Consider the following 26,553-nt stretch of genomic DNA (forward strand, 5'->3'; position numbering starts at 1 on the left):
CGTCTGAAGGCTGATTCGGACGTTATGGGTTTACGGGTTGCCGTTGCTGATTTTGCGGTCGTATTCCGCGCGGTGTTCGGGCAAAAGATAGGGGCGAAGGAGGCTTAAGGTACGACGGACGCCGCGTGCTTTGGAGTCTTCGGTCAGCTTGGTACGGCCGCGCAGGGAACTGTCGAAGTCGAACCAGTATTTCGTAACCATCCACATATTGACGGCGAGGTCGTTCATAGCGGTTTGGTCGGCGTTGATGACGTTCAGCCCGTTGAGCTGGGTCAGCAGTTTGACTAGAAGCGGCGAGACTTTGGCTTGGGTAAAGGTATTGTGTTCGCCCAACAATTCGGCACTGCGCGCAAGTAGGGTGTTTACGTCGCTAAAGAGGAAGCGGTATTCCCACATGACATCGTAAATGCCTGCCATATAGTTGATAGAGTCTTCCACATCAGAGGGCAACACGGCTTCGTTGAGGTATTCCAGCAGGGCTTCGCTGTAACGTTTGAACAGTTGGACGATGATTTCGTCTTTGTTGCGGAAGTGGTAATAGAGATTGCCCGGACTGATGCCCAAGTGGGCGGCAATATGGTTGGTGCTGATGTTGCGCTCGCCTTCCTCGTTGAAAAGCGCAAGGCTGGCGTCGATGATGCGGGTGTAAGTATTGGTTTTTGCAATGCGGGTCACGGGCATACTCCTTGGATTTACAGGCTGAACGAAGCGGGCAGCCAATTGGGTTCGGCGTGTAATTCTACCTGAAATCGAGTAAATACTGTATTGCAGACGTGTTGCGCCAGTTTCCAGATGTCGTCTGAAGAGGCATTGTTTTTGTTCGCCAAAACCAGAGCCTGCCGGTCATGTACCGCCGCACCGCCGATTTGGAAGCCCTTCAGACGGCATTGGTCGATCAGCCAGCCGGCGGCGAGTTTGACCGAACCGTCGGGCTGCGGATAGCGCGGCATATCGGGATGCCGCTGCAACAGGGTGGCGGCTTTTTCCGCGCTGACGACGGGGTTTTTAAAGAAACTGCCGACATTGCCCAAAACTTTCGGGTCGGGTAATTTGCTGTTGCGGATGGCGGATACCGCATCGGAAACGTCTTTCGCCGTCGCCTCCCTACCTGCACTCAATTCGGCAACCTTCGCCGCCAAATCGCCGTAGCCCAAGTTCGGCACAAAATGCGTTTTTAATGCAAATACGACCGAAACAATCACATAACGCCCTTTGCCTTCCTGCTTGAACAGGCTTTCGCGGTAGGCGAAGCGGCAGTCGGCATTGGAAAGGGTTACAAAGGTTTCCGTATCCAAATCGAAGCAGCGCACGCTGTGAATCACATCTTTCGCCTCCACGCCGTATGCGCCGATGTTCTGCACGGGCGACGCGCCGACCGTACCCGGAATCAGGCTCAGGTTTTCCAAACCGCTCAAACCCAGCGCGACGGTGTGCAACACGAAATCGTGCCAAATTTCGCCCGCCTGCGCTTCAATCAGAACCATGCCGTCTGAGCGCGCAATCTCGCGTATGCCCTTGTTTTCCATATGGACGACCAAGCCGTCGTAATCCTGCATCAAAAGGATGTTGCTGCCGCCGCCCAGCCATAAAACAGTATCGCGGTCGAACTCGGGCAGTCGGACGATGTCGCGCAATTCGTCGGCGTGTTTAAGCGCGATAAAGGCTCGGGCTTGGGCGTGCAGGCCGAAAGTGTTGTAGGGGGTGAGGTCGGTTCGGTATCGGATGGGTTGCATGGTTTGAGCTTTAACTGTATTTGAATTGAAGTGTGCTGCGTTTTCAGACGGCCTTGTGTGATTTGACCAACTCCATACTGTATTTTTCCAAGCACCACACCAAGGCGACGGCTGCGATGGTGAGCGAGGCAATCAATGCCGTCCAGAAGCCGTAAATGCCCATATCGAAACGGTAGGCGAGCAGATAGCCCGGCAGCAGGCCGCAGCCCCAGAAGGCGGCGGCGTGGATGAACATCGGCACCTTGGTGACTTTGTAGCCGCGCAGGGCATAGGACGCGATACATTGGGTGAAGTCTGCCGGTTGGAACAGGCCGGCGAACAGCAGGACGGTGGAGGCGATGCTTAAAACTGCCGGATCATCGTTGTACATGCTTGCCAGCGGCGAACGGAATAATACCAAGGAAAGCACGGTAATCACGGCGAGCACCCAGCCCGACACCAGCGACACTCCTGAAATATAACGCGCCCGCGAAAATTCGCGCCGCCCAAGCGAAAAGCCGATGCGCACCGTCCCTGCCGAGCCGACGCTTTGCGGAATCATATAGAGAATCCCCGACAAACTGATGCCGACCTGCTGCGCCGCCACATAATCCTCGCCGAAAGGCGCAATCAAAAACACGATAAACGAAAACGCGCTGGCTTCCAAAAAATAAGACAGCCCGATGGGCGCGCCGATTTTCCAAATCTGTTTGAACACCGCCCAATCCGGTTTGCCGAATTTCGCTGTCAGTCCGAACGGGCGGAAGAATTTTTCCTTGGCGATATAAATCCACAATGCCAGCGCGCTGAACCAAAACACCGCCATTGTCGCCACGCCGCAACCTGCGCCACCCAAAGCGGGCATACCGAATTTGCCGTAAACGAAAATATAGTTCAGCGGCACGTTCAACACAAACGCCGCAAAGCTGACCAACATAATCAGGCGCGGGCGGTTCAGGCTGGAAGCGTAGGCGTGCAGTGCGCGGTGTACCATTGCCGCCGGCATCGCCAAGCTGGTGAACAGCATATACTGCGCCATTGTGCCTTCCACATAATCGCTCAAAGTCAGCCAGTTGCGGAACGGCGTAATCGCCGCCCACATCAAAATCATGCCGAAAATCCCCAAAATCAGCCCGAACCAAATCCCCTGCCGCCCCGTTTCGCCTGCTTCACCGGTTTTACCCGCGCCGTAAAGCTGGGCAATCATCGGGTTCAGCGCCGCCATAATGCCCATAAAGGTAATATAAACCGTGGCAAACGCGCTGCTGCCCAAAGCCACCGCCGCCAAATCTTCCTTGCCCGCACCGCCCGCCATCACGGTATCGACGAAACCGATGCCCACCTGCGCGACCTGCGCCAACAGCATGGGCAGGGCAAGGGCGGTCAGCAGGCGGATTTCTTTCAGGAAGACGGAAAAGGAAAAGCGGTCGAGGTCGAGCAGCATAAGTGTTCAGTCAATAAAAATGCCGTCTGAAACAAAAAAACGGCAGCGGGAAGTGATGAGAAATAATGGTGCACATTATATAGTAAAAAATACCGTGCCGTCAGACGGCGGATACGGGGTATAAAAGTATATTCAGATTGTGTGTATTTTATGGTAAAGTTTGGTTTTAACGACTTGACGGCATTGAGCCGTCGGACAGGGGCTGTTCGGATTCTGAATCGGAAGGAAGCATCGCCGTTTTGACAGCGGCGTGATGCGTTGCGGCAAAGATGCCGTCTGATTGCGGATCGGGCAGTCTTTTGTGTTTACAGGATAAAACAGAAGGCAGATTCTCATGCAGACATGGCAGCTTCCGGAACATATCGCCGACGTACTGCCCACGAACGCGCGGCAGCTTGAAAGCGCGCGCGAGCAGTTGTTGGCACTGTTCCGCGTACACGGTTATGAACTGGTACAGCCTCCGCTGATGGAGTACGCACATTCCCTGCTGACGCATATCGATGCGGGGCTTTCACTGAAAACCATTTTGGTAACGGACAGGCTCAGCGGCAGGCAGTTGGGCATACGCGCCGACATCACGCCGCAGGTGGCGCGTATCGATGCCCATCTTTTGTCCGCCAACCAAGGGATTAACCGGTTGTGTTATGCCGGTCCGGTGTTGCACGCGCAGCCCGACGGTCTGCCGAATATGCGCGAACCCTTGCAGGCAGGGGCGGAAATGTACGGTTTTGCCGACATCCGTGGCGACATCGAGCTGATAGACCTTATGCTGAAAAGCATGAAAATTGCCGATATGGGCAAAGTGCTGCTTTCGCTGGGGCATATCGGCATATTCCGCGCCTTGTCCGATGCGGCGCATTTGGATGCGGGGCAGTCCGCAACGCTGCTTGCCTTGATGCAGGATAAAGATACCGGGTCGGTCGAAGCGCAGGTCAAGGCTTGGAAGCTGGACGGTATGTGGGCAAAAGCATTCTCGTTGCTGCCGCGCCTGTACGGCGGGCGTGAAGTGTTGTCCGACGCGCGCGGACGGTTGCCGGATTTGTCGGCGGTCGGCGGCGCGTTGGACGAATTGCAGGCGGTGTGCGACGCATTCCCCGATAATGAAATCCATATCGACTTGTCCGAGCTGCGCGTCGACAATTACCACACGGGCTTGCTGTATGCCGCCTATGCCGCCGATTTCCACGACGCGGTCGCGCGCGGCGGGCGTTATGACGGATTGGGCGGATATTTCGGCAGGGCGCGCCCGGCAACGGGATTCAGTTTCGACTTACGCAGCTTTATCGGGCGTTTGCCCGCCGTCGAACGGCAGCCCGCCGTGTTGGTCGATGCGGAAGATGCAGAAGCGGCGCGCGAAGCGGTCGAAGCCTTGCGTGAACAAGGGCAGTGTGTCGTGATTGACTACGGTATCGGACACAATGTTTCGGAAGAGCTTGCAGGCCGTCTGAAAAAGACGGACGGCGTTTGGCAGATCGTGAAACGCTAAATACCCGTTCATAGCGGATGAAAGGCAAACCGGGGCGGGGCGCAAAGCCGCACCGGTTTGGGGATTTTCCGCAATAATTTTTAATATCGATAGGTTATATGGCTATGGCTAAAAATGTTGTAGTAATCGGCGCACAGTGGGGCGACGAGGGTAAAGGTAAAATCGTTGACTGGCTGGCGGAAGAAGCCGGCGGCGTCGTGCGCTTCCAAGGCGGCCACAATGCGGGCCATACCTTGGTCGTCGGCGGCAAAAAAACCATTTTGCGCCTGATTCCGAGCGGTATCCTGCACGAAGGATTGGATTGCTTCATCGGTTCGGGCGTTGTCGTTTCCCCCGAAGCCCTGTTGGGCGAAATTGACGAGTTGAACGCGGCAGGCGTGAAAAACGTCGAAGGCCGTCTGAAAATCGCGCCGACCTGCCCGCTGATCCTGCCTTACCACATCGCGCTCGACCAAGCCCGCGAAGCATCGCGCGGCAAAGGCAAAATCGGCACGACCGGCCGCGGCATCGGCCCTGCCTACGAAGACAAAGTGGCACGCCGCGCCATTCGCGCCGCCGATTTGCTGCATCCTGAAAAACTGCGTGAAAAACTGGATGCCGTCCTTGCCTATTACAACGTCCAACTCCAATACCTGCACAACGCCGGACCGGTTAAAGCGGAAGACGTGATGGCGGTTATCGAAAAAGTCGCGCCGCGCATTGCGCCGATGATTGCCGACGTGTCCCGCGTGTTGAACGAAAAAAACAAAAACGGCGAAAAACTGCTGTTTGAAGGCGCGCAAGGTGCGTTGTTGGACATCGACTACGGCACTTACCCCTTCGTTACCTCGTCCAACTGTCTCGCCGGCGCGGCTTCGGCAGGCGCGGGCGTAGGTCCTCAAATGCTGGATTATGTTTTGGGCATCGTCAAAGCCTATACCACGCGCGTCGGTTCGGGTCCGTTCCCGACCGAATTGTTCGACGAAGTAGGCGCAGGTTTGGCGGAGCGCGGACACGAATTCGGTTCGGTAACCGGCCGCGCGCGCCGCTGCGGCTGGTTTGATGCCGCCGCCCTGAAACGCTCCATCCAAATCAACGGCATTTCCGGTATGTGCATTACCAAACTCGATGTAATGGACGGCGTTGAAACCATCAATATCTGCGTCGGCTACGAATTGCCAGGCGGCGGCAAAACCGACATCCTGCCTTGCGGTTCGGATGCGGTGGAAACCTGCAAACCGATTTACGAAACCATGCCCGGCTGGCGCGAATCGACTGTCGGCGTGAAAAGCTACGACGCATTGCCTGCCAATGCCAAAGCATATTTGAAACGGATTGAAGAAGTCTGCGGCGCGCCGGTCGCCATCGTCTCCACCGGCCCCGACCGCGAAGAAACGATTGTGCTGCATCATCCGTTCGCATAAGGTTTTGCAGTAAAAATGCCGTCTGAAGCCCTAATTGGTTTCAGACGGCATTTTTACCGCTGTTTTATCTGATATTTTCTGTCCGGACACGGTTTGTCGGGGATATATCAATGCGGCGTATCCGGTGCGGAAATGGATACGGTTGGTGCCGGTATGGAAACCTGATGTTTTCAGTCGGCATATACGAAAAAACCGTACTGCTTGTGCGTACGGTTTTTTGTCGTTTCAAATCGGTTTAAAGCGATTTGAGGCGGGCGATTCGGTTGTCCAGCGAAGGGTGGGTGCTGAGCAGGGAGTCGCGCGTATCTCCGGCGATGCCCATTGCGTTCATTTCTTCGGGCAAATCGACCGGGTTGCCTTTAAGCCTTTGCAGGGCGGAAATCATTTTCGGTGCGCCGACCAGTTTTGCCGCGCCCGCGTCGGCGCGGTATTCGCGTTGGCGGCTGAACCACATGACAATCAGGCTGGCAAGGAAGCCGAACAGGATTTGGAATACCATGCTGACTAGGAAATAAGTTCCCTGGGACTGGCTGCCGTCGTTGTTTCGGGCAATCAGGTTGGCAATAATGCGCGACAGGAACACGACAAAGGTATTGACCACGCCTTGAATCAGCGTCAGCGTAACCATGTCGCCGTTGCCGACGTGCGCCATTTCGTGCGCCAACACGGCTTCCACTTCGTCGCGCGTCATATGGTCGAGCAAACCGGTGCTGACGGCGATCAGGGAGCTGTTTCTCGATGCGCCCGTGGCAAAGGCATTGGGTTCGGGGGAGTGGTAGATGGCGACTTCTGGCGTTTTCAGGTTCCATTGCCGCGCTTGGGCTTCGACAGTGTTCAGAAGCCAGGCTTCTTCTTCGGTGCGCGGCGTGTCGATGACTTCCGCACCGACCGATTGTTTGGCGATAAATTTGGACATCAGCAGCGAAATAATCGAACCAGTGAAGCCGACGACGGCGGAATACGCCAACAGGCTGCCCGCGCCGCCCCGGCTGTTGATGCCCAGAACCGCCAAAACAATGTTGATTACGACCAAAACAGCGATATTGGTAGCCAAAAACAGAAAAATGCGTTTCACGGATGTTCCTTTTTGGTAGGGTGTGATGTTTTGAAACTTTGGGGATTGTCCCAAAAAGTTGCCGCCTTGTGAATATCAGGCTCGGCAAAGGTATGCAAAACATTTGCTTGCAAATGGCAGTTTGTGCAGTTGGTTTTTGAACTATTGCGCCAAGCCGTGTAGAATCGTAAACCATCTGTTTGATTCCAATAAACACATTTAAAAGGATCACTTCATGAAAGCATTACTTTTAGGCGCACCGGGCGCGGGCAAAGGCACTCAGGCGCAATTCATCACCGCCGCGTTCGGCATTCCGCAAATCTCTACCGGCGACATGCTCCGTGCCGCGATTAAGGCAGGCACGCCCTTGGGTTTGGAAGCGAAAAAAATCATCGATGAAGGCGGTTTGGTGCGCGACGACATCATTATCGGCATGGTCAAAGAACGCATCGCGCAAGACGACTGCAAAAACGGTTTCCTGTTCGACGGTTTCCCGCGTACATTGGCGCAAGCCGAAGCGATGGTGGAAGCAGGCGTGGGTTTGGACGCGGTCGTTGAAATCGACGTATCCGACAGCGTGATTGTCGACCGCATGAGCGGCCGCCGCGTGCATTTGGCTTCCGGCCGTACTTACCACGTTACCTACAATCCGCCTAAAACCGAAGGCAAAGACGACGTAACCGGCGAAGATTTGATTCAGCGCGACGACGACAAAGAAGAAACCGTGAAAAAACGTCTTGCCGTTTACCACGAGCAAACCGAAGTTTTGGTTGATTTTTACAGCAAGCTGGAAGGCGAACACGCGCCGAAATACATCAAAGTCGACGGTACCCAAGCAGTAGAAGCTGTGAAAGCCGAAGTATTGGGCGCATTGGGCAAATAAATCGAAAAGGTCGTACCCACGGGCAGGCTTCGCACTCTGAAAACAGAAAATCAGGTTTCAGACGACCTGTTTTTGATAAACAGCGTGTTGCAACCGAAAAATAATCATTCGGCGTCATTCCCGCGCAGGCGGGAATCCATTTCTGAATTTGGGCAATCGCTGTTTAAATCTGATGAACTGAGTTTTATCAATGGATTCCCGCCTGCGCGGGAATGACGGCTGATGTACCGGTTCAAATTTATCCGAAACAGTTTGTCGGGGGCTTGAGTCCGCGTAGGTCGGACATCAATGCCCGGCCTACGGTTTGAATTTACGTTGTACTGCGAAAAAGACGATAAAAGTCGTCTGAAAACCGAAACGAAAACACCATGAATCCTTTAATCACCGACTTCCAAACTCCGCAACAACGTACCCCCGTCATCGTTGCCCTTGATTTTGCCAACGAAAAAGACACGCTCGGATTCGTCCGCAACCTTGATCCGGCGTTGTGCCAAATCAAAATCGGCAAAGAGCTGTTTACCGCGACGGGACGCAGTTTGGCGGAAAGCCTGATTCATCAGGGTTTCAAACTCTTTCTTGATTTGAAATACCACGATATTCCCCACACCGTCGCGCAGGCGTGTAAAGTCGCCGCCGATATGGGCGTGTGGATGGTCGATATGCACGCGTCGGGCGGCAGACGTATGATGGAAGCCGCCGCCGAAGCCGTTGCCGGATACGGCACGAAACCGCTCTTAATCGGCGTAACCGTGTTGACCAGCATGGAGCAAAGCGATTTGGCGGAAATCGGTTTGAACACCGCCCCTGAAGAACAAGTCATCCGTTTGGCAAAACTGGCACAAAGTTCGGGCTTGGACGGCGTGGTCTGTTCCGCCCAAGAAGCCGCGCCGCTGCGCCGCGAATTGGGACGGGATTTTGTCTTGGTTACACCGGGTATCCGCTTGGACGTTGCCGGCAACAACGACGACCAACGCCGCATTATGACACCCGCCGAAGCCTTGGCGGCGGGTTCGACTTATCTGGTGATGGGCCGCCCCGTTACCCGAGCCGCCGATCCGGTCGCCGTATTGCGCGAAGTGAACCGCGTGGCAAACCTTGAAGCAAACTGATTTTCAGGCGGTCTTACAGGTTAAGGTTGTCTGAACAAAACACAACGGAGGCAATATGCCCGCCAAGTTCCAACAAGAAACCCTCAAATCCCGTTTCGCACAAGCCAAAGTTCTTGTTGTCGGCGACGTGATGCTCGACCGCTATTGGTTTGGCGACGTGTCCCGAATTTCGCCCGAAGCACCCGTGCCGGTGGCAAAAATCGGACGAATCGACCAACGGGCGGGCGGCGCGGCGAACGTTGCGCGCAACATCGCTTCGTTGGGCGGCAGGGCAGGGCTGTTGTCCGTAACCGGCGACGACGAAGCCGCCGCCGCGCTCGACGCGCTGATGGTGCAGGACGGCGTCGCCTCCTATCTGATGCGCGACAAACAAATCGCCACCACCGTCAAACTGCGCGTCGTCGCCCGCAACCAGCAGCTTATCCGCCTTGATTTTGAAGAACATCCCAACCGCGAAGTGTTGGAACAAATCAAGCGGAAATACCGCGAAATCTTGCCCGAATACGACGCAATCATTTTTTCGGACTACGGCAAAGGCGGTCTGTCGCATATCTCCGATATGATCGATTGGGCGAAACATGTCGGCAAAACCGTCTTAATCGACCCCAAAGGCGACGATTACGAAAAATATGTCGGCGCAACTCTGATTACGCCCAACTGCGCCGAATTGAAAGAAGTGGTTGGCAGTTGGAAAAACGAAGGCGATCTGACCGAAAAAGCGCAAAACCTGCGCCGCCACCTCGACTTGACCGCCGTTTTGCTGACCCGGAGCGAAGAGGGCATGACCCTGTTCAGCGAAGGCGAACCCATTTACCAGCCCACCCGCGCCCAAGAAGTTTACGACGTGTCCGGCGCAGGCGACACCGTCATTGCCGGAATGGGCTTGGGGCTGGCGGCAGGCTGCACCATGCCCGAAGCCATGTACCTTGCCAATACTGCGGCCGGGGTTGTCGTGGCGAAACTCGGTACGGCGGTTTGCTCGTTTGCAGAGTTGGTTGAAGCACTGGACGGGCAATAAATCTTTTCAGACGGCATGACCATCCAATGCCGTCTGAAACCCTCAAAACAAAGGAAACCGAATATGACCATCATCGTAACAGGCGCGGCCGGCTTTATCGGCAGCAACATCGTCAAAGCCCTCAACCAACGCGGCATTACCGACATCGTCGCCGTCGATAATCTGACAAAAGGCGAAAAATTCAAAAACCTTGCCGAGTGCGAAATCGCCCACTACCTCGACAAACACGAATTTATCCGCCAAGTGAGGGAACACATTTTACCTTATCAAAACATCGAAGCCGTTTTCCATCAAGGCGCGTGTTCCGATACGATGAACCACGACGGTTTGTATATGATGGAAAACAACTACCAGTACACGCTGGATTTGTTGGACTGGTGTCAGGACGAACGCATCCCCTTCCTTTATGCCTCCAGTGCGGCGGTTTACGGCAAAGGCGAAATCTTCCGCGAAGAGCGCGAACTCGAAAAACCGCTTAATGTGTACGGCTACTCCAAATTCCTGTTTGACCAAGTATTGCGCCGCCGCATGAAAGAAGGTCTCACCGCCCAAGTCGTCGGCTTCCGCTACTTCAACGTTTACGGACAACACGAACAACACAAAGGCCGCATGGCATCCGTCGCCTTCCACCATTTCCACCAATACCGCGAACACGGTTACGTCAACCTGTTCGGCAGCAACGACGGCTACGGCAACGGCGAACAAACCCGCGACTTCGTCAGCGTCGAAGACGTCGCCAAAATCAACCTCTACTTCTTCGACCATCCCGAACTTTCCGGCATCTACAACCTCGGCACCGGCCGCAGCCAACAGTTCAACGAACTCGCCGCCGCCGCCGTCAACGCCTGCCGCGCCGCCGAAGGCAAATCTGAATTGAGCTTGAAAGAGTTGGTAGAAGAAGAACTTATCCGCTATATCCCCTTTCCCGACGCGCTCAAAGGCAAATACCAGGGCTTCACCCAAGCCGACATCACCAAATTGCGCGAAGCCGGATATAAGGAAGAATTTTTCGATGTCAAAGCAGGTGTCAACCGCTACGTCAAATGGATGCTGGAAAATTTGGCTTAATTTGAATGCCCGTAAAAAAATCGTCTGAAAATATCAGGCGATTTTGATTTGTTTAACTTTATATATGGATTTCGATGATGACCGAAATGCAACAACGCGCCCAACTGCACCGCCAAATTTGGAAAATCGCCGACGAAGTACGCGGCGCGGTGGATGGCTGGGACTTTAAACAATACGTTCTCGGCACACTTTTCTACCGCTTTATCAGCGAAAACTTCACCGACTATATGCAGGCCGGCGACAGCAGCATTGATTACGCCGCTATGCCGGACAGCATCATCACGCCCGAAATCAAAGACGATGCCGTCAAAGTCAAAGGCTATTTCATCTACCCCGGCCAGCTTTTTTGCAATATTGCCGCCGAAGCCCATCAAAACGAAGAGCTCAACACCAAGCTGAAAGAAATCTTTACCGCGATTGAAAGCTCCGCCTCCGGCTACCCGTCCGAACAAGGCATCAAAGGCTTGTTTGACGACTTCGACACCACCAGCAGCCGGCTCGGCAGCACCGTTGCCGACAAAAACAAACGCCTTGCCGCCGTCCTTAAAGGCGTGGCGGAACTCGATTTCGGCAATTTTGAAGACCACCGCATCGACCTTTTCGGTGATGCCTACGAATACCTGATTTCCAACTACGCCGCCAACGCAGGCAAATCCGGCGGCGAATTTTTCACCCCGCAAAGCGTCTCCAAGCTGATTGCGCGGCTGGCGGTGCACGGGCAGGAGAAAGTCAACAAAATCTACGACCCCGCCTGCGGCTCGGGCAGCCTGCTCTTGCAGGCGAAAAAACAGTTTGACGAACACATCATCGAAGAAGGCTTCTTCGGGCAGGAAATCAACCACACCACCTACAACCTCGCCCGCATGAATATGTTTCTGCACAACGTCAATTACAACAAATTCCACATCGAATTGGGCGACACGCTGACCAACCCCAAACTCAAAGACAGCAAACCCTTTGATGCCGTCGTCTCCAATCCGCCCTATTCCATCGACTGGATAGGCAGCGACGACCCCACCTTGATCAACGACGACCGCTTTGCCCCCGCAGGCGTACTCGCACCGAAATCCAAAGCCGATTTTGCCTTCATCCTGCACGCACTGAACTACCTTTCCGGCAGAGGCCGCGCCGCTATCGTCTCATTCCCCGGCATTTTCTATCGCGGCGGCGCAGAGCAGAAAATCCGCCAATATCTGGTGGAGGGCAACTATGTGGAAACCGTGATTGCCCTTGCGCCCAATCTCTTTTACGGCACCTGCATCGCCGTCAATATCCTGGTTTTGTCCAAACACAAAGACAATACCGACATCCAATTCATCGACGCAAGCGGCTTCTTTAAAAAAGAAACCAACAACAACGTCTTAACCGAAGAACACATTGCCGAAATCGTCAAACTCTTCGCCGACAAAGCCGATGTGCCGCATATCGCCCAAAACGCCGCCCAGCAAACCGTCAAAGACAACGGCTACAACCTCGCCGTCAGCAGCTATGTCGAAGCCGAAGACACCCGCGAGGTCATCGACATCAGACAGCTCAACGCCGAAATCAGCGAAACCGTCGCCAAAATCGAACGGCTGCGGCGTGAAATTGACGAAGTGATTGCAGAGATTGAAACCTAGGCAGTTGTTGCATATTTTGCAACAACTGAATGGGAAAGAGGCCGTCTGAAAATACGGGCGGCAACCTGTAAGCAATCCTTACAAGTTCAAATCAAGAAATTTTCGGGGAAAATACATGACAACAGAAAATAACGCTTTTGAAAACGCCAAACACATCGACGAAACAGGCAATGAATATTGGTCGGCGCGCACCTTGCAGCAAATCTTGGAATATTCCGAATGGCGCAATTTCCAACGGGCCATTGATAAAGCCATAACCGCTTGCGAAACATCAGGAAATGACAAAAATCATCATTTTGTTGAAACCAACAAAATGATAGCCCTTGGGAAAGGCGGGCAGCGCGAAGTGGCGGATTACCGCCTTTCCCGCTATGCCTGCTACCTGATTGTGCAAAACGGCGATCCGTCCAAAAGCGTCATTGCCGCAGGGCAAACCTACTTTGCCGTGCAAGCCCGCCGCCAAGAGCTGCAAGACGAGGCAGCATTCAGGAGTTTGGGCGAAGACAAACAACGCCTGCTGCTTCGCAGGCAGCTGCGCGAACACAATACCGACCTTGCCGCCGCAGCCAAGGATGCAGGCGTAGAAAAACCCGTTGAGTACGCCGTCTTCCAAAACCACGGCTATCGGGGGCTATACGGAGGACTGGACAAGCAGGGCATACACAGCCGCAAAGGCTTGAAGAAAAGCCAGAGAATCCTAGACCACATGAACGCCAGCGAACCGGCTGCCAATCTGTTTCGTGCCACGCAAACCGAAGAAAAACTACGCCGCAAAAACATCCAAGGCAAAACACAGGCAAACCGGGTGCATTTCGAAGTCGGACAAAAAGTGCGCCAAACCATTGAAGAACTGGGCGGCATCATGCCTGAAAACCAGCCCGTACCCGAGAAAAGCATCAAACAGCTTGAGAACGAAGAACAGAAAAGGCTTGCCGCAACCGAACAGCATCAAAACGGCAAAAAATAACCGCATTCAGGCTACCTGAAAAAGCAGCCTGCACACGATTTCAGGCAGCCTGAAAGCAGGACGGGCTTCAGCCCGCAGAAATAACGGCAAACGGACATAGCGGGCTGAAACCCGCCCCGCAACCGCCCCATATCCCGCCGCAGCGGGAAGGAAACGGAAAACAACCATGGATATGCAAAGCAAAGCGAAAAAATTGATTGAGATGATTCAGACGGCACCGGTGGAGTGGAAGCCATTGGGGGAGGTTTTAGTTCGTACAAAAGGAACTAAGATAACTGCTGGACAAATGAAAGAAATGCATAAAGATAATGCGCCGTTAAAGATTTTTGCAGGAGGAAAAACTTTTGCATTTAGTTGACTTTGATGATGTTCCTGATAAGGATATCCATAGAGAGCCTTCTATTATCGTTAAATCAAGAGGTATTATTGAATTCGAATATTACGATAAACCATTTTCGCATAAAAATGAAATGTGGTCTTATCATTCAGTTAATAAACATATTTATATAAAATATGTTTATTATTTCTTAAAAACACAAGAAAACTATTTTCGTAATATCGGATCAAAAATGCAAATGCCACAAATAGCAACACCAGATACAGATAACTATAAAATCCCCATCCCATCATTGGAAACCCAACAAAAAATTGTAAAAATACTTGACAAATTCACCGAGCTGGAAGCTACGCTGGAAGCTACGCTGGAAGCGGAATTAGCCCTGCGCAAACGCCAATACCGGTATTACCGCGACTTACTTTTAGATTTTGACAATCAAATCGGGGGGGATAGCTGACGGCTATCAATGCCGTCTGAAAAATGTGGTTTGGAAGACGTTGGGGGAGGTTGCCGAATATTCAAAAAACCGTATTTGTTCGGATAAACTGAACGAACATAATTACGTTGGCGTGGATAATCTCTTACAAAACAGAGAAGGTAAAAAGTTATCCGGTTATGTTCCAAGCGAAGGAAAAATGACAGAATATATTGTCAATGACATTTTGATTGGAAATATCCGTCCGTATTTGAAAAAAATCTGGCAGGCAGACTGCACGGGCGGAACAAACGGTGATGTTTTGGTTATCCGGGTAACAGATGAAAAGGTTAATCCAAAATATCTGTATCAGGTATTGGCCGATGATAAATTTTTTGCTTTTAATATGAAGCACGCCAAAGGTGCAAAAATGCCGCGTGGCAGCAAAGCAGCGATTATGCAATATAAAATCCCCATCCCCCCGCTCCCCGAACAGGAAAAAATCGTCGCCATCCTAGGCAAATTCGATACCCTGACCCACTCCGTCAGCGAAGGCCTGCCGCACGAAATCGCCCTGCGCCGCAAACAATACGAATATTACCGCGAACAGCTGCTTGCCTTCCCCAAGGCTGCTTGAAAAAGCAGCCTGCACTTTTTCAGGCAGCCCAATCCGAACATCAAACCGTTTATAGTGAATTAACAAAAATCAGGACAAGGCGGCGAGCCGCAGACAGTACAAATAGTACGGAACCGATTCACTTGGTGCTTGGGCGCCTTAGGGAATCGTTCTCTTTGAGCTAAGGCGAGCCAACGCAGTACCGGTTTTTGTTAATTCACTATAAAACCCGACACCGCAAAGGACGACCCATGAACCTCGAAACCAAACCCATCGCCGAAACGCCGAATTTCATCGTGCTCGACCAATATGAAAAAATCGAACAGTCGGGCAGCTACCAATCGGAAAACCGGTTGGAAGCGGAGTTAATCGCCGATTTGCAGAATCAGGGGTACGAATACCGCAAGGATTTGAACAGCCAAAGCAGGCTTCTGGAAAACCTGCGCGCGCAGTTGCAGCGGCTGAACGATGTGGCGTTTTCAGACGGCGAATGGGCGCGGTTTTTGACGGAATATCTGGACAGGCCGGCTGAAAACATTACCGATAAAACCCGCAAAATCCACGACGACCATATTTACGATTTCGCTTTTGATGACGGCCGTCTGAAAAACATTTATCTGCTGGACAAGAAAAACCTTGCCCGCAACCATGTGCAGCTTATCAACCAGTTTGAGCAGACGGGCACGCATGCAAACCGTTATGACGTTACCGTGTTGGTAAACGGCCTGCCGCTGGTGCAGATTGAATTGAAAAAGCGCGGCGTGGTGGTGCGCGAGGCATTCAATCAGGTGCACCGTTACAGCAAAGAGAGCTTCAACAGCGAAAATTCGCTGTTCAAATTCCTGCAAATCTTCGTGATTTCCAACGGCACGGACACGCGTTATTTCGCCAACACCACCAAGCGCGACAAAAACAGCTTCGATTTCACGATGAATTGGGCGCGGTCGGACAATCATCCGATTAAGGATTTGAAAGACTTTACCGCCACGTTCCTGCAGAAAAGCGTATTGCTGAGCGTTTTGCTGCATTACAGCGTGTTCGATGCGAATGATACGCTGCTGATTATGCGGCCGTACCAGATTGCCGCCGCCGAACGCATTTTGTGGAAAATCAACAGCTCGGCGCAGGCGAAGAATTGGAGCGGGCCGGAAAGCGGCGGCTATGTTTGGCATACCACGGGCAGCGGCAAAACGCTGACCGGCTTTAAGGCGGCGCGTCTGGCGACGGAATCGGCGTTTATCGACAAGGTTTTCTTCGTGGTGGACAGGAAGGATTTGGACTATCAGACGATGAAGGAATACCAACGTTTTTCGCCCGACAGCGTAAACGGCTCGGAAAGTACGGCGGGCTTGAAACGCAATTTGGAAAAAGACGGCAACAAAATCATCGTTACCACCATCCAAAAGCTGAACAACCTGATGAAAAGTGAAGATAATCTGCCGGTTTATCACCGGCAGGTTGTATTTATTTTCGACGAATGCCACCGCTCGCAATTCGGCGAAGCGCAAAAAAACCTGAAAAAGAAATTTAAAAAATTCTGCCAGTTCGGCTTTACCGGCACGCCGATTTTTCCCGAAAACGCTTTGGGCGCGGAAACCACGGCGGGCGTGTTCGGGCGGGAGCTGCATTCTTATGTGATTACCGATGCCATCCGCGATGAAAAAGTATTGAAATTCAAAGTGGATTACAACGATGTGCGCCCGCAGTTCAAAGCCGTGGAAGCGGAACAGGACGAGAAGGAACTGAGTGCCGCCGAAAACCGCCAAGCCCTGCTGCACCCCGAACGCATCCGCGAAATCACGCAATATATCCTGAGCCGGTTCAGGCAGAAAACGCACCGCTTGAATGCGGGCGGCAAAGGCTTCAACGCCATGTTTGCCGTCAGCAGCGTGGATGCGGCGAAGTGCTATTACGAAGCGTTCAAAACACAACAGGCAGGCAGCCTGCACCCGTTGAAAACAGCCACCATTTTTTCCTTTGCCGCCAACGAAGAGCAAAACGCCGTCGGTGAAATTGTTGACGAGACCTTTGAACCGGAAGCGATGGACAGCAGCGCGAAAGAATTTTTGCAGGCTGCCATCAACGATTACAACGCCTGTTTCAAAACCAATTTCGGCACGGACAGCAAAGCCTTTCAGAACTACTACCGCGATTTGGCAAAACGGGTGAAAAACCGGGAAGTGGACTTGCTGATTGTGGTCGGCATGTTTTTGACGGGTTTTGACGCACCGACGCTGAATACGCTGTTCGTCGATAAAAACCTGCGCTATCACGGCCTGATGCAGGCGTTTTCTCGCACCAACCGCATTTACGATGCTACCAAAACCTTCGGCAACATTGTCTGCTTCCGCGACTTGGAGCAGGCAACCATTGATGCGATCACGCTCTTCGGCGACAAAAACACCAAAAATATAGTGCTGGAAAAAAGCTACGAAGAATACATGAACGGCTATACCGACAGCCAGACCGGCGAAGCACGGCGCGGTTATCTGGATGTAGCAAAAGAATTGCACGAGCGTTTCCCCGATCCCGACAAAATCGAAACGGAAAAAGACAAAAAAGATTTTGCCAAACTCTTCGGCGAATACCTGCGGGCGGAAAACGTATTGCAGAACTACGATGAATTTGCCGCGCTGCGCGAATTGCAGAATGTGGACGCGGCGGACGAAGATGCGATGAAGGCGTTTCAGGAAAAATACTACCTGAGCGACGAAGACGTGCAGGAAATGCGGAAAGTGCCGATGCCGTCTGAAAGGGCGGTGCAGGACTACCGTTCCGCCTATAACGACATCCGAGACTGGCTGCGCCGCCAAAAAGCAGGCGAACAGAAAGAACAGTCAAAAATCGACTGGGACGATGTGGTTTTTGAGGTGGATTTGCTCAAATCGCAGGAAATCAATCTGGATTACATCCTGCAACTGGTTTTCGAGCATCACAAAAAAATCAAAGGCAAAGCGGAGCTGGTGGAAGAAATCCGCCGCATCATCCGCGCCAGCATCGGCCACCGCGCCAAAGAGGGCCTGATTGTGGATTTCATCAACGATACGGATTTGGATAAAGTGCCCGACGTTCCCGCCATACTGGAAACCTTTTACACCTACGCGCAAGAGGTGATGCGGCACGAAGCGGCAGGATTGATTGCCGCCGAAGGTCTGAACGAAACCGCCGCCAAACGCTATTTGACCGGCTCGCTCAAACGCGGCTATGCCAGCGAAAACGGCACGGAACTGACCGAAACCCTGCCGAAAATGAGTCCGCTCAACCCGCAATATCTGACGAAGAAACAAAGCGTCTTCCAAAAAATCGCGGCGTTTGTGGAGAAGTTTGCCGGAATAGGGGCCGATATTTGACAAAATGCCGTCTGAACCTTTCAGACGGCATTTTTGATTTTATGCGGAGGCGGTTTTTATTTTGACCTTGCTTTTCTTAAACTTCAATACGGCTTCTTCTTTCGCCGCATCCCAGTCTATCCGCACAAAGCCGCCGTCGGCGAGTTTGCCGAACAGGAGTTCGTCGGCGAGCGGTTTGCGGATTTTTTCCTGAATCAGGCGGTGCATCGGGCGCGCGCCCATTTGCGGGTCGAAACCTTTTTCTGCCAAGTATTTACGCAATGCCGGTGTGAATTCGGCTTCGACTTTTTTGTCGAGGAGCCGGTGTTCGAGCTGGAGCAGGAATTTGTCCACGACTTTGACGATGATGGGTTCGGACAAAGGTGCAAACGGGATGATCGCGTCCAAGCGGTTGCGGAACTCGGGCGTGAAGAGTTTGTTGATTGCCTGCATTTCGTCGCCGCGCTCGCGTTTGGCGGTAAAGCCTAGGCTGGGTCGGCTGAGGCTTTCTGCGCCTGCGTTGGTGGTCATGATCAGGATGACGTTGCGGAAATCGGCGCTCTTACCGTTGTTATCGGTCAGTTTGCCTGCGTCCATGACTTGCAGGAGGACGTTGAAAATATCTGGATGGGCTTTTTCGATTTCGTCCAAGAGCAACACGCAATGAGGCTGCTTGTTGACGGCTTCGGTCAAAAGGCCGCCTTGTTCAAAGCCGACGTAGCCCGGTGGCGCGCCGATGAGTCGCGATACGGCGTGGCGTTCCATGTATTCGGACATATCAAAGCGTTGCAGCGGTACGCCCATTGAGTAGGCAAGCTGTTTGGCGACTTCGGTTTTGCCGACGCCGGTAGGGCCGGAGAAGAGGAAGCTGCCTATCGGTTTGTCGGGCAGCCCCAAGCCCGAACGCGACATTTTGACGGCGGAAACCAGCGCGTCGATGGCGTCTTCCTGCCCGTAAACCATATTGTTCAAATCGCGGCCGAGGAATTGCAACACTTGTTTGTCGTCGTGCGACACGGTCTTTTCGGGAATCCGCGCGACTTTGGCGATGACGGTTTCGATTTGCGCTTTGCCGATGACTTTTTTCTGTTTGGATTTGGGCAGAATCCGTTGCGCCGCGCCTGCTTCGTCCATTACGTCGATGGCTTTGTCGGGCAGGAAGCGCTCGTTGATGTAGCGGGCGGAGAGTTCGGCGGCGGCTTCGAGTGCGCCTTGCGTGTAGCGGACTTGGTGGAAGGCTTCGAACATCGGTTTCAAGCCGCGCAGGATTTGAACGGTTTCGGCAACGGTGGGTTCGACCACGTCGATTTTCTGGAAGCGGCGGCTTAGGGCGTGGTCTTTGTCAAAAATAGTACGGTATTCGTCGTAAGTGGTTGCGCCGATACAGCGCAATGAACCTTTCGCCAATGCGGGTTTGAGCAGGTTGGACGCGTCCATCGTGCCGCCGCCGGTGCTGCCCGCGCCGATGATGGTGTGGATTTCGTCGATGAATAAAATGGCGTGCGGGATTTTTTCGAGCTGTTTCAAGACGGATTTGACCCGCGCTTCAAAGTCGCCGCGGTATTTTGTGCCCGCCAAAAGCGAACCCATATCCAGCGCGTACACTTCGGCCTCTTTGAGCGCGTCGGGAATGTCGTCGTTGACGATTTGATGTGCCAAACCGTCCGCCAGCGCGGTTTTGCCCACGCCTGCTTCGCCGACCAAAAGCGGATTGTTTTTGCGGCGGCGGCACAGGATTTGCACCAGCCGTTCCATTTCGTGTTTGCGACCAATCAAAGGATCGATACGGCCGGCTTTGACTTCGGCGTTGAGGTTGACGGTGTACGCCGATAAAGGGTTTTTGCCCGGTTTGGTGCGGTTCTCATTATCGTCGTCCATGCCGTCTGAAAAATAGTTGCCATCGTCTTCATCTTCATCGGGAGAGCCGTGGGCAATACAGCGCAAAACTTCAAAACGCGTAACCGATTGCAGCTTGAGGAAATAGACGGCGTGGCTGTCGGTTTCGCTCATCAGCGCGACCAAAACGTCCAAAGGCTCGGCCAAGCCTTTGCCTGCCGATTGGGTATGCACCATCGCCCGCTGGATGACGCGTTGGAAGCCGAGCGTGGGCCGGGTTTCGACCGTGTCTAAAAGGTGGTCGGGAATCAGGGGGGTGTTTTCGGCAACGCTGGCGGCGAGTTGTTCGGACACCGCTTTTAAATCCGCACCGCAGAGTTTTAAGACGTTCGGCACGGCGGCATCTTCTTCGATGAGTACCAAAAGCAGATGCTCGAGGCTGATAAATTCATAATGAGCCTTACGCGCCTCGCGGTAAAGCTGCTGCAAAATCTGTTCCAATTCAGGGGCAAGCATATTAAATCTCCTCGACAATACATTGCAGCGGATGTCCTTCGGCTTTTGCCCGCTGCATGACTTGTTGCTGTTTGGTTTGGGCGATATCGCGCGTGTAAGTGCCGCACAGGCCTTTGCCTTCGTGATGAACCGAGAGCATTACCGCTACCGCCTGTTCCTGCCCGAGCATAAAGATTTCGGTCAGGATTTCAACGACAAATTCCATCGTGGTGTAATCGTCGTTCAATAAAAATACGCCGTAACGTTTCGGCGGCAGGGTGTTCAGGCGGTGCAAAAGCGTGTCGGATTGGTGTTGCGCGGTCATAGCGTGTCCCATTTGAAAGCCGCGTTCAGACGGCATTTTTGTTGTATTTTCGGTACTTTCGCCTATTTTCCCACTTTTTTGAAAACATAGCTTGACGTTTTGTCTTAACAAATGTAAAAAGACGGTTAAGCAAAAGTCGGCACTCGACCAAGTATATAAAGCTGGGTGGAAACGCTGAACGTTTAAGTTTGCTGTATGCCTTATTTTGCTGATTTTGTTAATTTTTAAGTATAGGAAGTTTCTAATGGCAACCGGTATCGTAAAATGGTTTAACGACGCTAAAGGTTTTGGTTTCATCACTCCTGACGAAGGCGGCGAAGATTTGTTCGCACACTTCTCAGCGATCAATATGGAAGGTTTCAAAACCCTGAAAGAAGGCCAACGCGTCTCTTTCGACGTAACCACCGGCCCTAAAGGCAAACAGGCCGCCAACATTCAGGCAGCTTAATTCCTGATGTACGGTCAAATGTATATTTGAAAACGGCGGGACAGGCAATGTCCCGCCGTTTTTGTCTGCCGTTTTGCCGATGGCGGAAAAGTCCCCAATCCCCGCCCGCCTTATCCTGAACTTGTGTGTACCCTGTTGTGGGCAAGTGGCTTAGTATTTTGACGGATAAGGGAAAATCAGTGCTGATGAAAAAAATGTGCAATGTCGCCGGTAAAAGGCGGTGCGGCATAAAACGGCAAACGGGCAGGCACGGGGCAAAACGCGCCGCCTTCGTCTTCAGACGGCATCGGCAGGGCGTTCAGCTTCCGGCAACCGTCATCCCCGCAATCAGAATCGAACCGATTTTGTTGGACGAACGCCGCAAAGCGTCATCCGCCACGCCGACGATGTCGCGGTACATATCCTGCAAGCGTCCGGCAACGGTAATCTCGTGGACGGGGTAGGCAATCACGCCGTTTTCCACCCAAAAACCCGCCACGCCGCGCGAATAGTCGCCGGTGATGGTGTTCGCACCCTGTCCCATCAATTCGGTTACCAGCAATCCCGTGCCCATTTCTTTCAGCAGGTCGGATTGCGTTTCGTGCGTATGGTTCAAATACAGGTTGTGCGCGCCGCCGGCGTTGCCCGTGGTCTGCATTCCGAGTTTGCGCGCGCTGTAACTGCCGAGGAAATAGCCTTCGACAATGCCGTTTTGAATCACGAAGCGCGGCGCGGTGGCAACACCTTCCGCATCAAAATAGCTGCTGCGGAAAGAGCGGGGGATGTGCGGTTCTTCGCGCAGGTTGAGGAAATCGGGCAGGACTTTTTTGCCGATGCTGTCGATCAGGAAACTGCTTTGGCGGTAGAGCGCGCCGCCGGAGAGTGTGCCGACGAGGTGTCCGATCAGCCCGCCCGAAACGGTGGTATCGAAGAGGACGGGGTAGCTGCCTGTCGGGATGCTGCGGCTGCCGAGTCGGCGCAAAGTGCGGCGGGCGGCGGTTTGACCGATGGTTTCGGGGCTGTCCATATCCGGATGGCGGCAGGCGGAATCGTACCAGTAGTCGCGCTGCATTCCGTTTTCGTCGGCGGCAACGACGCTGCAGGAAATGCTGTGGTGCGTGCTTTGCCGGTGTGCGGCAAAACCGTGGGTGTTGCCGTAAACGTATTGGTAGTGTCCGGTTTGCACCGCCGCGCCTTCGGAGTTTTCGATGCGGCTGTCCGTGTCCAACGCTGCCTGTTCGCATTGTTTTGCCAAGCCGACGGCGGCTTCCGTATCCAAATCCCATTCGTGGTAAAGGTCGGGGTCGCCGATGTGTTGCGCCATCAACTCGGGGTCGGCAAGTCCGGCGCAACCGTCTTCGGCGGTGTGGCGGGCGATGTCGGCGGCGGCGCGGACGGTGTCGCGCAGGGCTTGTTCGGAGAAGTCGGCGGTGCCGGCGCGGCCTTTGCGTTTGCCGACGTAAACGGTAATGTCCAGCGATTTGTCCTGCTGGAACTCGATTTGTTCGATTTCGCCCAAGCGCACGCTGACGCTTTGTCCGAGCGATTCGCTGAAGTCGGCTTCGGCGGCGGTCGCGCCCGCTGCTTTTGCCAAGTCGAGCGTGCGGCGGCAGAGGTCGAGGAGTTCGGAAGCGGTGTGGTTGAACAGCATAACAATCTTTCTTGGTGGAGCGTTGCGGCATTTTAACCGTTTCGGGCGGCAGGGGCAAAAGCGTGCCGCTTGCAGGGCGTGCGGTGCAAAAAGCCGTCTGAACGCGGCGGCATTCTGTTAAAATACGCTATTGGAAAAAATTCGAGAATCAAGATGTTTGAACAAGAAGACGAGTGGATCAGCAAAACCCAAATGAAAAAGCAGATGAACGGTTTGCAGGATTTGGGTATGGAACTGACCAGGCTCTCAAACGACACGCTGAAAAAAATCGGTTTGGATGAAGATTTGTACGAGGCCGTCGTTACCTATAAAAAAATTACGTCCAACGGCGCGCTCAAACGTCAGGCGCAATTTATCGGACGTCTGATGCGCGATACCGATCCCGCGCCCATCGAGGCGTTCCTTGCCAAGCTGCGCGGCGACGATGCGGCGCACAACGCCTTTTTGCAACGCGTGGAACAGGCGCGTGTACGGTTGTTGGCAGACGAGGGCGCGCTGACGCAGTTTATGTCCGATTTTCCAAACGCCGACGCGGGCAGGCTGAGGACGCTCGTCCGCAACACCAAAAAAGAACAGGAACAGGACAAACCGCCGAAAAACTTCCGCGCCCTGTTTCAAGAATTGAAAACCGTGATGGAAAACGGGGGCGCGGAAATTTAGGCATATTTTCAGACGGCATCCGCCGTTATTTAGATTGGAAGATAAAATGTTGTTCCGTAAAACGACCGCCGCCGTTTTGGCGGCAACCTTGATACTGAACGGCTGTACGATGATGTTGCGGGGGATGAACAACCCGGTCAGCCAAACAATTACCCGCAAACACGTTGACAAAGACCAAATCCGCGCCTTCGGTGTGGTTGCCGAAGACAATGCCCAATTGGAAAAGGGCAGCCTGGTGATGATGGGCGGGAAATACTGGTTCGCCGTCAATCCCGAAGATTCGGCGAAGCTGACGGGCCTTTTGAAGGCCGGGTTGGACAAGCCCTTCCAAATAGTTGAGGATACCCCGAGCTATGCCCGCCACCAAGCCCTGCCGGTCAAATTCGAAGCGCCCGGCAGCCAGAATTTCAGTACCGGAGGTCTTTGCCTGCGCTATGATACCGGCAGACCTGACGACATCGCCAAGCTGAAACAGCTTGAGTTTAAAGCGGTCAAACTCGACAATCGGACCATTTACACGCGCTGCGTATCCGCCAAAGGCAAATACTACGCCACGCCGCAAAAACTGAACGCCGATTATCATTTTGAGCAAAGTGTGCCCGCCGATATTTATTATACGGTTACTGAAAAACATACCGACAAATCCAAGCTGTTTGGAAATATCTTATATACGCCCCCCTTGTTGATATTGGATGCGGCGGCCGCGGTGCTGGTCTTGCCTATGGCTCTGATTGCAGCCGCGAATTCCTCAGACAAATGAACGGCAATGCCGTCTGAAAAGCCTTCAGACGGCATTTCAAGCACACCCGCACTGTAAAACCCCGCGCTATGTCAGTCAAAATCCAAACCCGCCCCGTCAATACCGACGTTTTCAATCATTTGCTCGCCGCCGGCGCCGATCCTTTAATCGCCCGGCTTTGTGCCTCGCGCGGTGTGCAAAGTCCTGCCGAGTTGGACGACAAACTCGCTTCCCTCCTGCCTTATCAATCGCTGACGAATTGCGAAGCCGCCGCCGGCCGTTTGGCGGATGCGGTTGAACGCAAGGAAAAAATCCTGATTGTCGCCGACTATGATGCCGACGGCGCGACCGCGTGTGCCGTCGGTTTGGACGGTTTGGCGGCGATGGGCGCGAAAGTGGATTTCCTCGTGCCCAACCGCTTTGAGCACGGCTACGGCTTAACGCCCGAACTCGCCGAAATCGCCGCCGCGCAAGGCGTGGATTTGCTGATTACGGTGGATAACGGCATTGCCAGTATTGCAGGCGTGGCGCGCGCGCAGGCTCTGGGTTTGGATGTCATCGTTACCGACCACCATTTGCCAGCCGATACCGTACCCGACTGCATCATCGTCAATCCGAACCAAAAAGGCTGCGGTTTTCCAAGCAAAAGCTTGGCGGGCGTGGGCGTGATTTTTTATGTGTTGACGGCGTTGCGTGCCGAACTGCGCCGCCGCAATTATTTTTCAGACGGCATCAAAGAGCCGAATCTGGGCGGCCTTTTGGATTTGGTCGCACTCGGTACCGTCGCCGATGTCGTCCCCCTCGACCACAACAACCGCATCCTCGTGTCGCAAGGTTTGAAACGGATGCGTTCGGGCAAAATGCGCCCCGGCATCCGCGCCTTGTTTGAAGTGGCGCGGCGCGATTGGCGCAAGGCTCAGCCGTTTGATATGGGCTTTGCGTTGGGCCCGCGCATCAACGCCGCCGGACGGCTGGACGATATGTCGGTCGGCATCGCCTGCCTGTTGGCGCGAGATGATTCCGAAGCGCAGGAACTGGCGGCTCGGTTAAACAACCTCAATATCGAACGCCGCGAAATCGAGCAGTCTATGCTGCGAGACGCGTTGAACGCCTTTCCCGAAACCCTGCCTTCAGGTCAGACGACTTTGGTGGCGTATCGCGACGACTTCCATCAAGGCGTGGTCGGCATTGTTGCCAGCCGCCTCAAAGACCGTTTTTACCGTCCGACCATCGTGTTTGCGCCGGCGGACAACGGCGAAGTGCGCGGTTCGGGACGCTCCATTCCCAATCTGCACTTGCGCGATGCTTTGGACTTGGTGTCCAAACGCCATCCCGATTTGATTTTGAAATTCGGCGGACACGCGATGGCGGCGGGTTTAAGCATACTTGAACACAATATTCCCGCGTTTCAGACGGCCTTTGAAGAAGCCGTGCGTGAGATGGTGTGCGAAGACGATTTGTCGCAAACCTATATTACTGACGGCAGCCTGCCCGCCTGCGACATCACGTTGGAACAGGCGCAAAACCTCGCCTGCCACGTTTGGGGGCAGGGCTTTGCGCCGCCGAGCTTTACCGACGAGTTCCACGTCGTTCGCCAGCAGCCTTTGGGCGCGGAAGGCAAACACAAAAAAGCGTGGTTGCAAAAAGACGGCTGCGAATTTGAAGCGATGTTCTGGCGTTGCAGCGAAGACATTCCCGAATACATCCGCACGGTGTACCGCCCCGTTGCCAACGAATGGCGCGACAACCTCGAATTGCAGCTTTATATCGACTACTGGGAAGCGGCGTAGAGGCGGCGGAACGCCGTTTGAATGTGATTTCTGTTCCTTCATTTGCTTGTTTGTACGACGGGAATGTTCCCAATCGGAAAAGAAAGTAAAGGGTGTTAATTTTTGTTAATCATCCCTTCTTAGGGACGCAATATATAAGGTGCATCAAATTTCAGACTCCGCCACAAAAG

The 26,553-nt window shown here is 53.5% G+C and carries 20 protein-coding genes and 1 pseudogene; 14 read left to right on the forward strand and 7 right to left on the reverse strand.

Annotation, left to right across the window (positions count from 1 at the left end; translation table 11 throughout):
- Nucleotides 1-30 precede the first annotated feature (30 nt).
- The 3 genes from HT085_RS02380 to HT085_RS02390 are packed head-to-tail and all read right to left on the reverse strand — an operon-like array spanning nt 31 to nt 3,156.
- Nucleotides 31-681, reverse strand: coding sequence for a TetR/AcrR family transcriptional regulator (locus HT085_RS02380; RefSeq protein WP_003690846.1), 651 nt, complete (start codon nt 679-681; stop codon nt 31-33).
- Between the two features lie 11 nt (nt 682-692).
- Nucleotides 693-1,733 carry a UDP-N-acetylmuramate dehydrogenase gene (murB, locus tag HT085_RS02385; protein WP_003690849.1) on the reverse strand — a complete coding sequence of 347 codons (1,041 nt, stop codon included), beginning with the start codon at nt 1,731-1,733 and terminating at the stop codon, nt 693-695.
- Between the two features lie 43 nt (nt 1,734-1,776).
- Complete coding sequence (locus HT085_RS02390; protein ID WP_003687823.1) at nt 1,777-3,156, reverse strand: sodium-coupled multidrug efflux MATE transporter NorM; 1,380 nt, start codon at nt 3,154-3,156, stop codon at nt 1,777-1,779.
- A 334-nt stretch (nt 3,157-3,490) separates the two neighbouring features.
- On the opposite strand from HT085_RS02390, the gene HT085_RS02395 reads away from it, so the two are divergent.
- Nucleotides 3,491-4,642 carry an ATP phosphoribosyltransferase regulatory subunit gene (locus HT085_RS02395; protein ID WP_003690853.1) on the forward strand — a complete coding sequence of 384 codons (1,152 nt, stop codon included), beginning with the start codon at nt 3,491-3,493 and terminating at the stop codon, nt 4,640-4,642.
- Nucleotides 4,643-4,746: 104 nt separating this feature from the next.
- Nucleotides 4,747-6,045: an adenylosuccinate synthase gene (locus tag HT085_RS02400; protein WP_010359891.1), complete on the forward strand. Its 1,299-nt coding sequence runs from the start codon at nt 4,747-4,749 to the stop codon at nt 6,043-6,045.
- 235 nt (nt 6,046-6,280) lie between these two features.
- On the opposite strand, the gene htpX is transcribed toward HT085_RS02400, so the two are convergent.
- Nucleotides 6,281-7,120, reverse strand: a complete 840-nt coding sequence (gene htpX, locus HT085_RS02405) for a protease HtpX (protein ID WP_010357358.1) — start codon at nt 7,118-7,120, stop codon at nt 6,281-6,283.
- Between the two features lie 214 nt (nt 7,121-7,334).
- Between htpX and adk the strand changes: the two genes are divergently transcribed.
- The 8 genes and pseudogenes from adk to HT085_RS02450 all read left to right on the forward strand — a co-directional run bounded on the left by adk (nt 7,335) and on the right by HT085_RS02450 (nt 18,481).
- Nucleotides 7,335-7,982 carry an adenylate kinase gene (gene adk / locus HT085_RS02410; RefSeq protein ID WP_003687832.1) on the forward strand — a complete coding sequence of 216 codons (648 nt, stop codon included), beginning with the start codon at nt 7,335-7,337 and terminating at the stop codon, nt 7,980-7,982.
- Between the two features lie 368 nt (nt 7,983-8,350).
- Complete coding sequence (gene pyrF, locus HT085_RS02415; RefSeq protein ID WP_003687835.1) at nt 8,351-9,091, forward strand: orotidine-5'-phosphate decarboxylase; 741 nt, start codon at nt 8,351-8,353, stop codon at nt 9,089-9,091.
- Nucleotides 9,092-9,146: 55 nt separating this feature from the next.
- Nucleotides 9,147-10,109 (forward strand): ADP-heptose synthase, encoded by a 963-nt coding sequence (gene hldA, locus HT085_RS02420; RefSeq protein ID WP_003687836.1) that lies wholly within the window; start codon nt 9,147-9,149, stop codon nt 10,107-10,109.
- Between the two features lie 63 nt (nt 10,110-10,172).
- Entirely contained in the window at nt 10,173-11,177 is a 1,005-nt protein-coding gene (gene rfaD / locus HT085_RS02425; protein ID WP_003687838.1) for an ADP-glyceromanno-heptose 6-epimerase, read from the forward strand.
- A gap of 74 nt (nt 11,178-11,251) precedes the next feature.
- Entirely contained in the window at nt 11,252-12,796 is a 1,545-nt protein-coding gene (locus tag HT085_RS02430) for a type I restriction-modification system subunit M (protein ID WP_003687840.1), read from the forward strand.
- 115 nt (nt 12,797-12,911) lie between these two features.
- Nucleotides 12,912-13,763 carry a DNA damage-inducible protein D gene (dinD, locus tag HT085_RS02435; RefSeq protein WP_003687842.1) on the forward strand — a complete coding sequence of 284 codons (852 nt, stop codon included), beginning with the start codon at nt 12,912-12,914 and terminating at the stop codon, nt 13,761-13,763.
- A 166-nt stretch (nt 13,764-13,929) separates the two neighbouring features.
- Nucleotides 13,930-15,152: pseudogene (locus HT085_RS12245) on the forward strand (restriction endonuclease subunit S).
- A gap of 230 nt (nt 15,153-15,382) precedes the next feature.
- Nucleotides 15,383-18,481 carry a type I restriction endonuclease subunit R gene (locus HT085_RS02450; protein ID WP_003690860.1) on the forward strand — a complete coding sequence of 1,033 codons (3,099 nt, stop codon included), beginning with the start codon at nt 15,383-15,385 and terminating at the stop codon, nt 18,479-18,481.
- A gap of 39 nt (nt 18,482-18,520) precedes the next feature.
- Here HT085_RS02450 and clpA read toward each other — a convergent pair whose 3' ends face one another.
- Complete coding sequence (clpA, locus tag HT085_RS02455; RefSeq protein ID WP_003694941.1) at nt 18,521-20,812, reverse strand: ATP-dependent Clp protease ATP-binding subunit ClpA; 2,292 nt, start codon at nt 20,810-20,812, stop codon at nt 18,521-18,523.
- A gap of 1 nt (nt 20,813) precedes the next feature.
- Entirely contained in the window at nt 20,814-21,116 is a 303-nt protein-coding gene (gene clpS, locus HT085_RS02460) for an ATP-dependent Clp protease adapter ClpS (RefSeq protein ID WP_010951037.1), read from the reverse strand.
- A 244-nt stretch (nt 21,117-21,360) separates the two neighbouring features.
- On the opposite strand from clpS, the gene HT085_RS02465 reads away from it, so the two are divergent.
- Nucleotides 21,361-21,564: a cold-shock protein gene (locus tag HT085_RS02465; protein WP_002217533.1), complete on the forward strand. Its 204-nt coding sequence runs from the start codon at nt 21,361-21,363 to the stop codon at nt 21,562-21,564.
- A gap of 298 nt (nt 21,565-21,862) precedes the next feature.
- On the opposite strand, the gene pmbA is transcribed toward HT085_RS02465, so the two are convergent.
- The gene (pmbA, locus tag HT085_RS02470) at nt 21,863-23,194 is read right to left on the reverse strand and encodes a metalloprotease PmbA (protein ID WP_003690863.1); all 1,332 of its coding nucleotides are present in this window, start codon (nt 23,192-23,194) and stop codon (nt 21,863-21,865) included.
- A 153-nt stretch (nt 23,195-23,347) separates the two neighbouring features.
- On the opposite strand from pmbA, the gene yjgA reads away from it, so the two are divergent.
- The 3 genes from yjgA (at nt 23,348) to recJ (ending at nt 26,383) form a co-directional block, all read left to right on the forward strand.
- Nucleotides 23,348-23,854 (forward strand): ribosome biogenesis factor YjgA, encoded by a 507-nt coding sequence (yjgA, locus tag HT085_RS02475; protein WP_025455780.1) that lies wholly within the window; start codon nt 23,348-23,350, stop codon nt 23,852-23,854.
- 46 nt (nt 23,855-23,900) lie between these two features.
- Nucleotides 23,901-24,614, forward strand: coding sequence for a hypothetical protein (locus tag HT085_RS02480; protein ID WP_003706625.1), 714 nt, complete (start codon nt 23,901-23,903; stop codon nt 24,612-24,614).
- A 68-nt stretch (nt 24,615-24,682) separates the two neighbouring features.
- On the forward strand, nt 24,683-26,383 hold the full coding sequence (recJ, locus tag HT085_RS02485) for a single-stranded-DNA-specific exonuclease RecJ (protein ID WP_003687851.1): 1,701 nt from the start codon (nt 24,683-24,685) through the stop codon (nt 26,381-26,383).
- The last annotated feature ends 170 nt before the right edge of the window (nt 26,384-26,553 follow it).

This window comes from Neisseria gonorrhoeae, assembly GCF_013030075.1.
GTDB lineage: Bacteria > Pseudomonadota > Gammaproteobacteria > Burkholderiales > Neisseriaceae > Neisseria > Neisseria gonorrhoeae.

What these genes read in the sequence shown, in the direction of transcription:
- HT085_RS02450 (WP_003690860.1), top strand. Translation starts at nt 15,383, where the DNA reads ATGAACCTCGAAACCAAACCCATCGCCGAAACGCCGAATTTCATCGTG.
- rfaD (WP_003687838.1), top strand. Translation starts at nt 10,173, where the DNA reads ATGACCATCATCGTAACAGGCGCGGCCGGCTTTATCGGCAGCAACATC.
- HT085_RS02395 (WP_003690853.1), top strand. Translation starts at nt 3,491, where the DNA reads ATGCAGACATGGCAGCTTCCGGAACATATCGCCGACGTACTGCCCACG.
- HT085_RS02480 (WP_003706625.1), top strand. Translation starts at nt 23,901, where the DNA reads ATGTTGTTCCGTAAAACGACCGCCGCCGTTTTGGCGGCAACCTTGATA.
- pyrF (WP_003687835.1), top strand. Translation starts at nt 8,351, where the DNA reads ATGAATCCTTTAATCACCGACTTCCAAACTCCGCAACAACGTACCCCC.
- recJ (WP_003687851.1), top strand. Translation starts at nt 24,683, where the DNA reads ATGTCAGTCAAAATCCAAACCCGCCCCGTCAATACCGACGTTTTCAAT.
- dinD (WP_003687842.1), top strand. Translation starts at nt 12,912, where the DNA reads ATGACAACAGAAAATAACGCTTTTGAAAACGCCAAACACATCGACGAA.
- HT085_RS02390 (WP_003687823.1), bottom strand. Translation starts at nt 3,156, where the DNA reads ATGCTGCTCGACCTCGACCGCTTTTCCTTTTCCGTCTTCCTGAAAGAA.
- HT085_RS02380 (WP_003690846.1), bottom strand. Translation starts at nt 681, where the DNA reads ATGCCCGTGACCCGCATTGCAAAAACCAATACTTACACCCGCATCATC.
- hldA (WP_003687836.1), top strand. Translation starts at nt 9,147, where the DNA reads ATGCCCGCCAAGTTCCAACAAGAAACCCTCAAATCCCGTTTCGCACAA.
- HT085_RS02430 (WP_003687840.1), top strand. Translation starts at nt 11,252, where the DNA reads ATGATGACCGAAATGCAACAACGCGCCCAACTGCACCGCCAAATTTGG.
- clpA (WP_003694941.1), bottom strand. Translation starts at nt 20,812, where the DNA reads ATGCTTGCCCCTGAATTGGAACAGATTTTGCAGCAGCTTTACCGCGAG.
- murB (WP_003690849.1), bottom strand. Translation starts at nt 1,733, where the DNA reads ATGCAACCCATCCGATACCGAACCGACCTCACCCCCTACAACACTTTC.
- yjgA (WP_025455780.1), top strand. Translation starts at nt 23,348, where the DNA reads ATGTTTGAACAAGAAGACGAGTGGATCAGCAAAACCCAAATGAAAAAG.
- HT085_RS02465 (WP_002217533.1), top strand. Translation starts at nt 21,361, where the DNA reads ATGGCAACCGGTATCGTAAAATGGTTTAACGACGCTAAAGGTTTTGGT.
- HT085_RS02400 (WP_010359891.1), top strand. Translation starts at nt 4,747, where the DNA reads ATGGCTAAAAATGTTGTAGTAATCGGCGCACAGTGGGGCGACGAGGGT.
- adk (WP_003687832.1), top strand. Translation starts at nt 7,335, where the DNA reads ATGAAAGCATTACTTTTAGGCGCACCGGGCGCGGGCAAAGGCACTCAG.
- pmbA (WP_003690863.1), bottom strand. Translation starts at nt 23,194, where the DNA reads ATGCTGTTCAACCACACCGCTTCCGAACTCCTCGACCTCTGCCGCCGC.
- clpS (WP_010951037.1), bottom strand. Translation starts at nt 21,116, where the DNA reads ATGACCGCGCAACACCAATCCGACACGCTTTTGCACCGCCTGAACACC.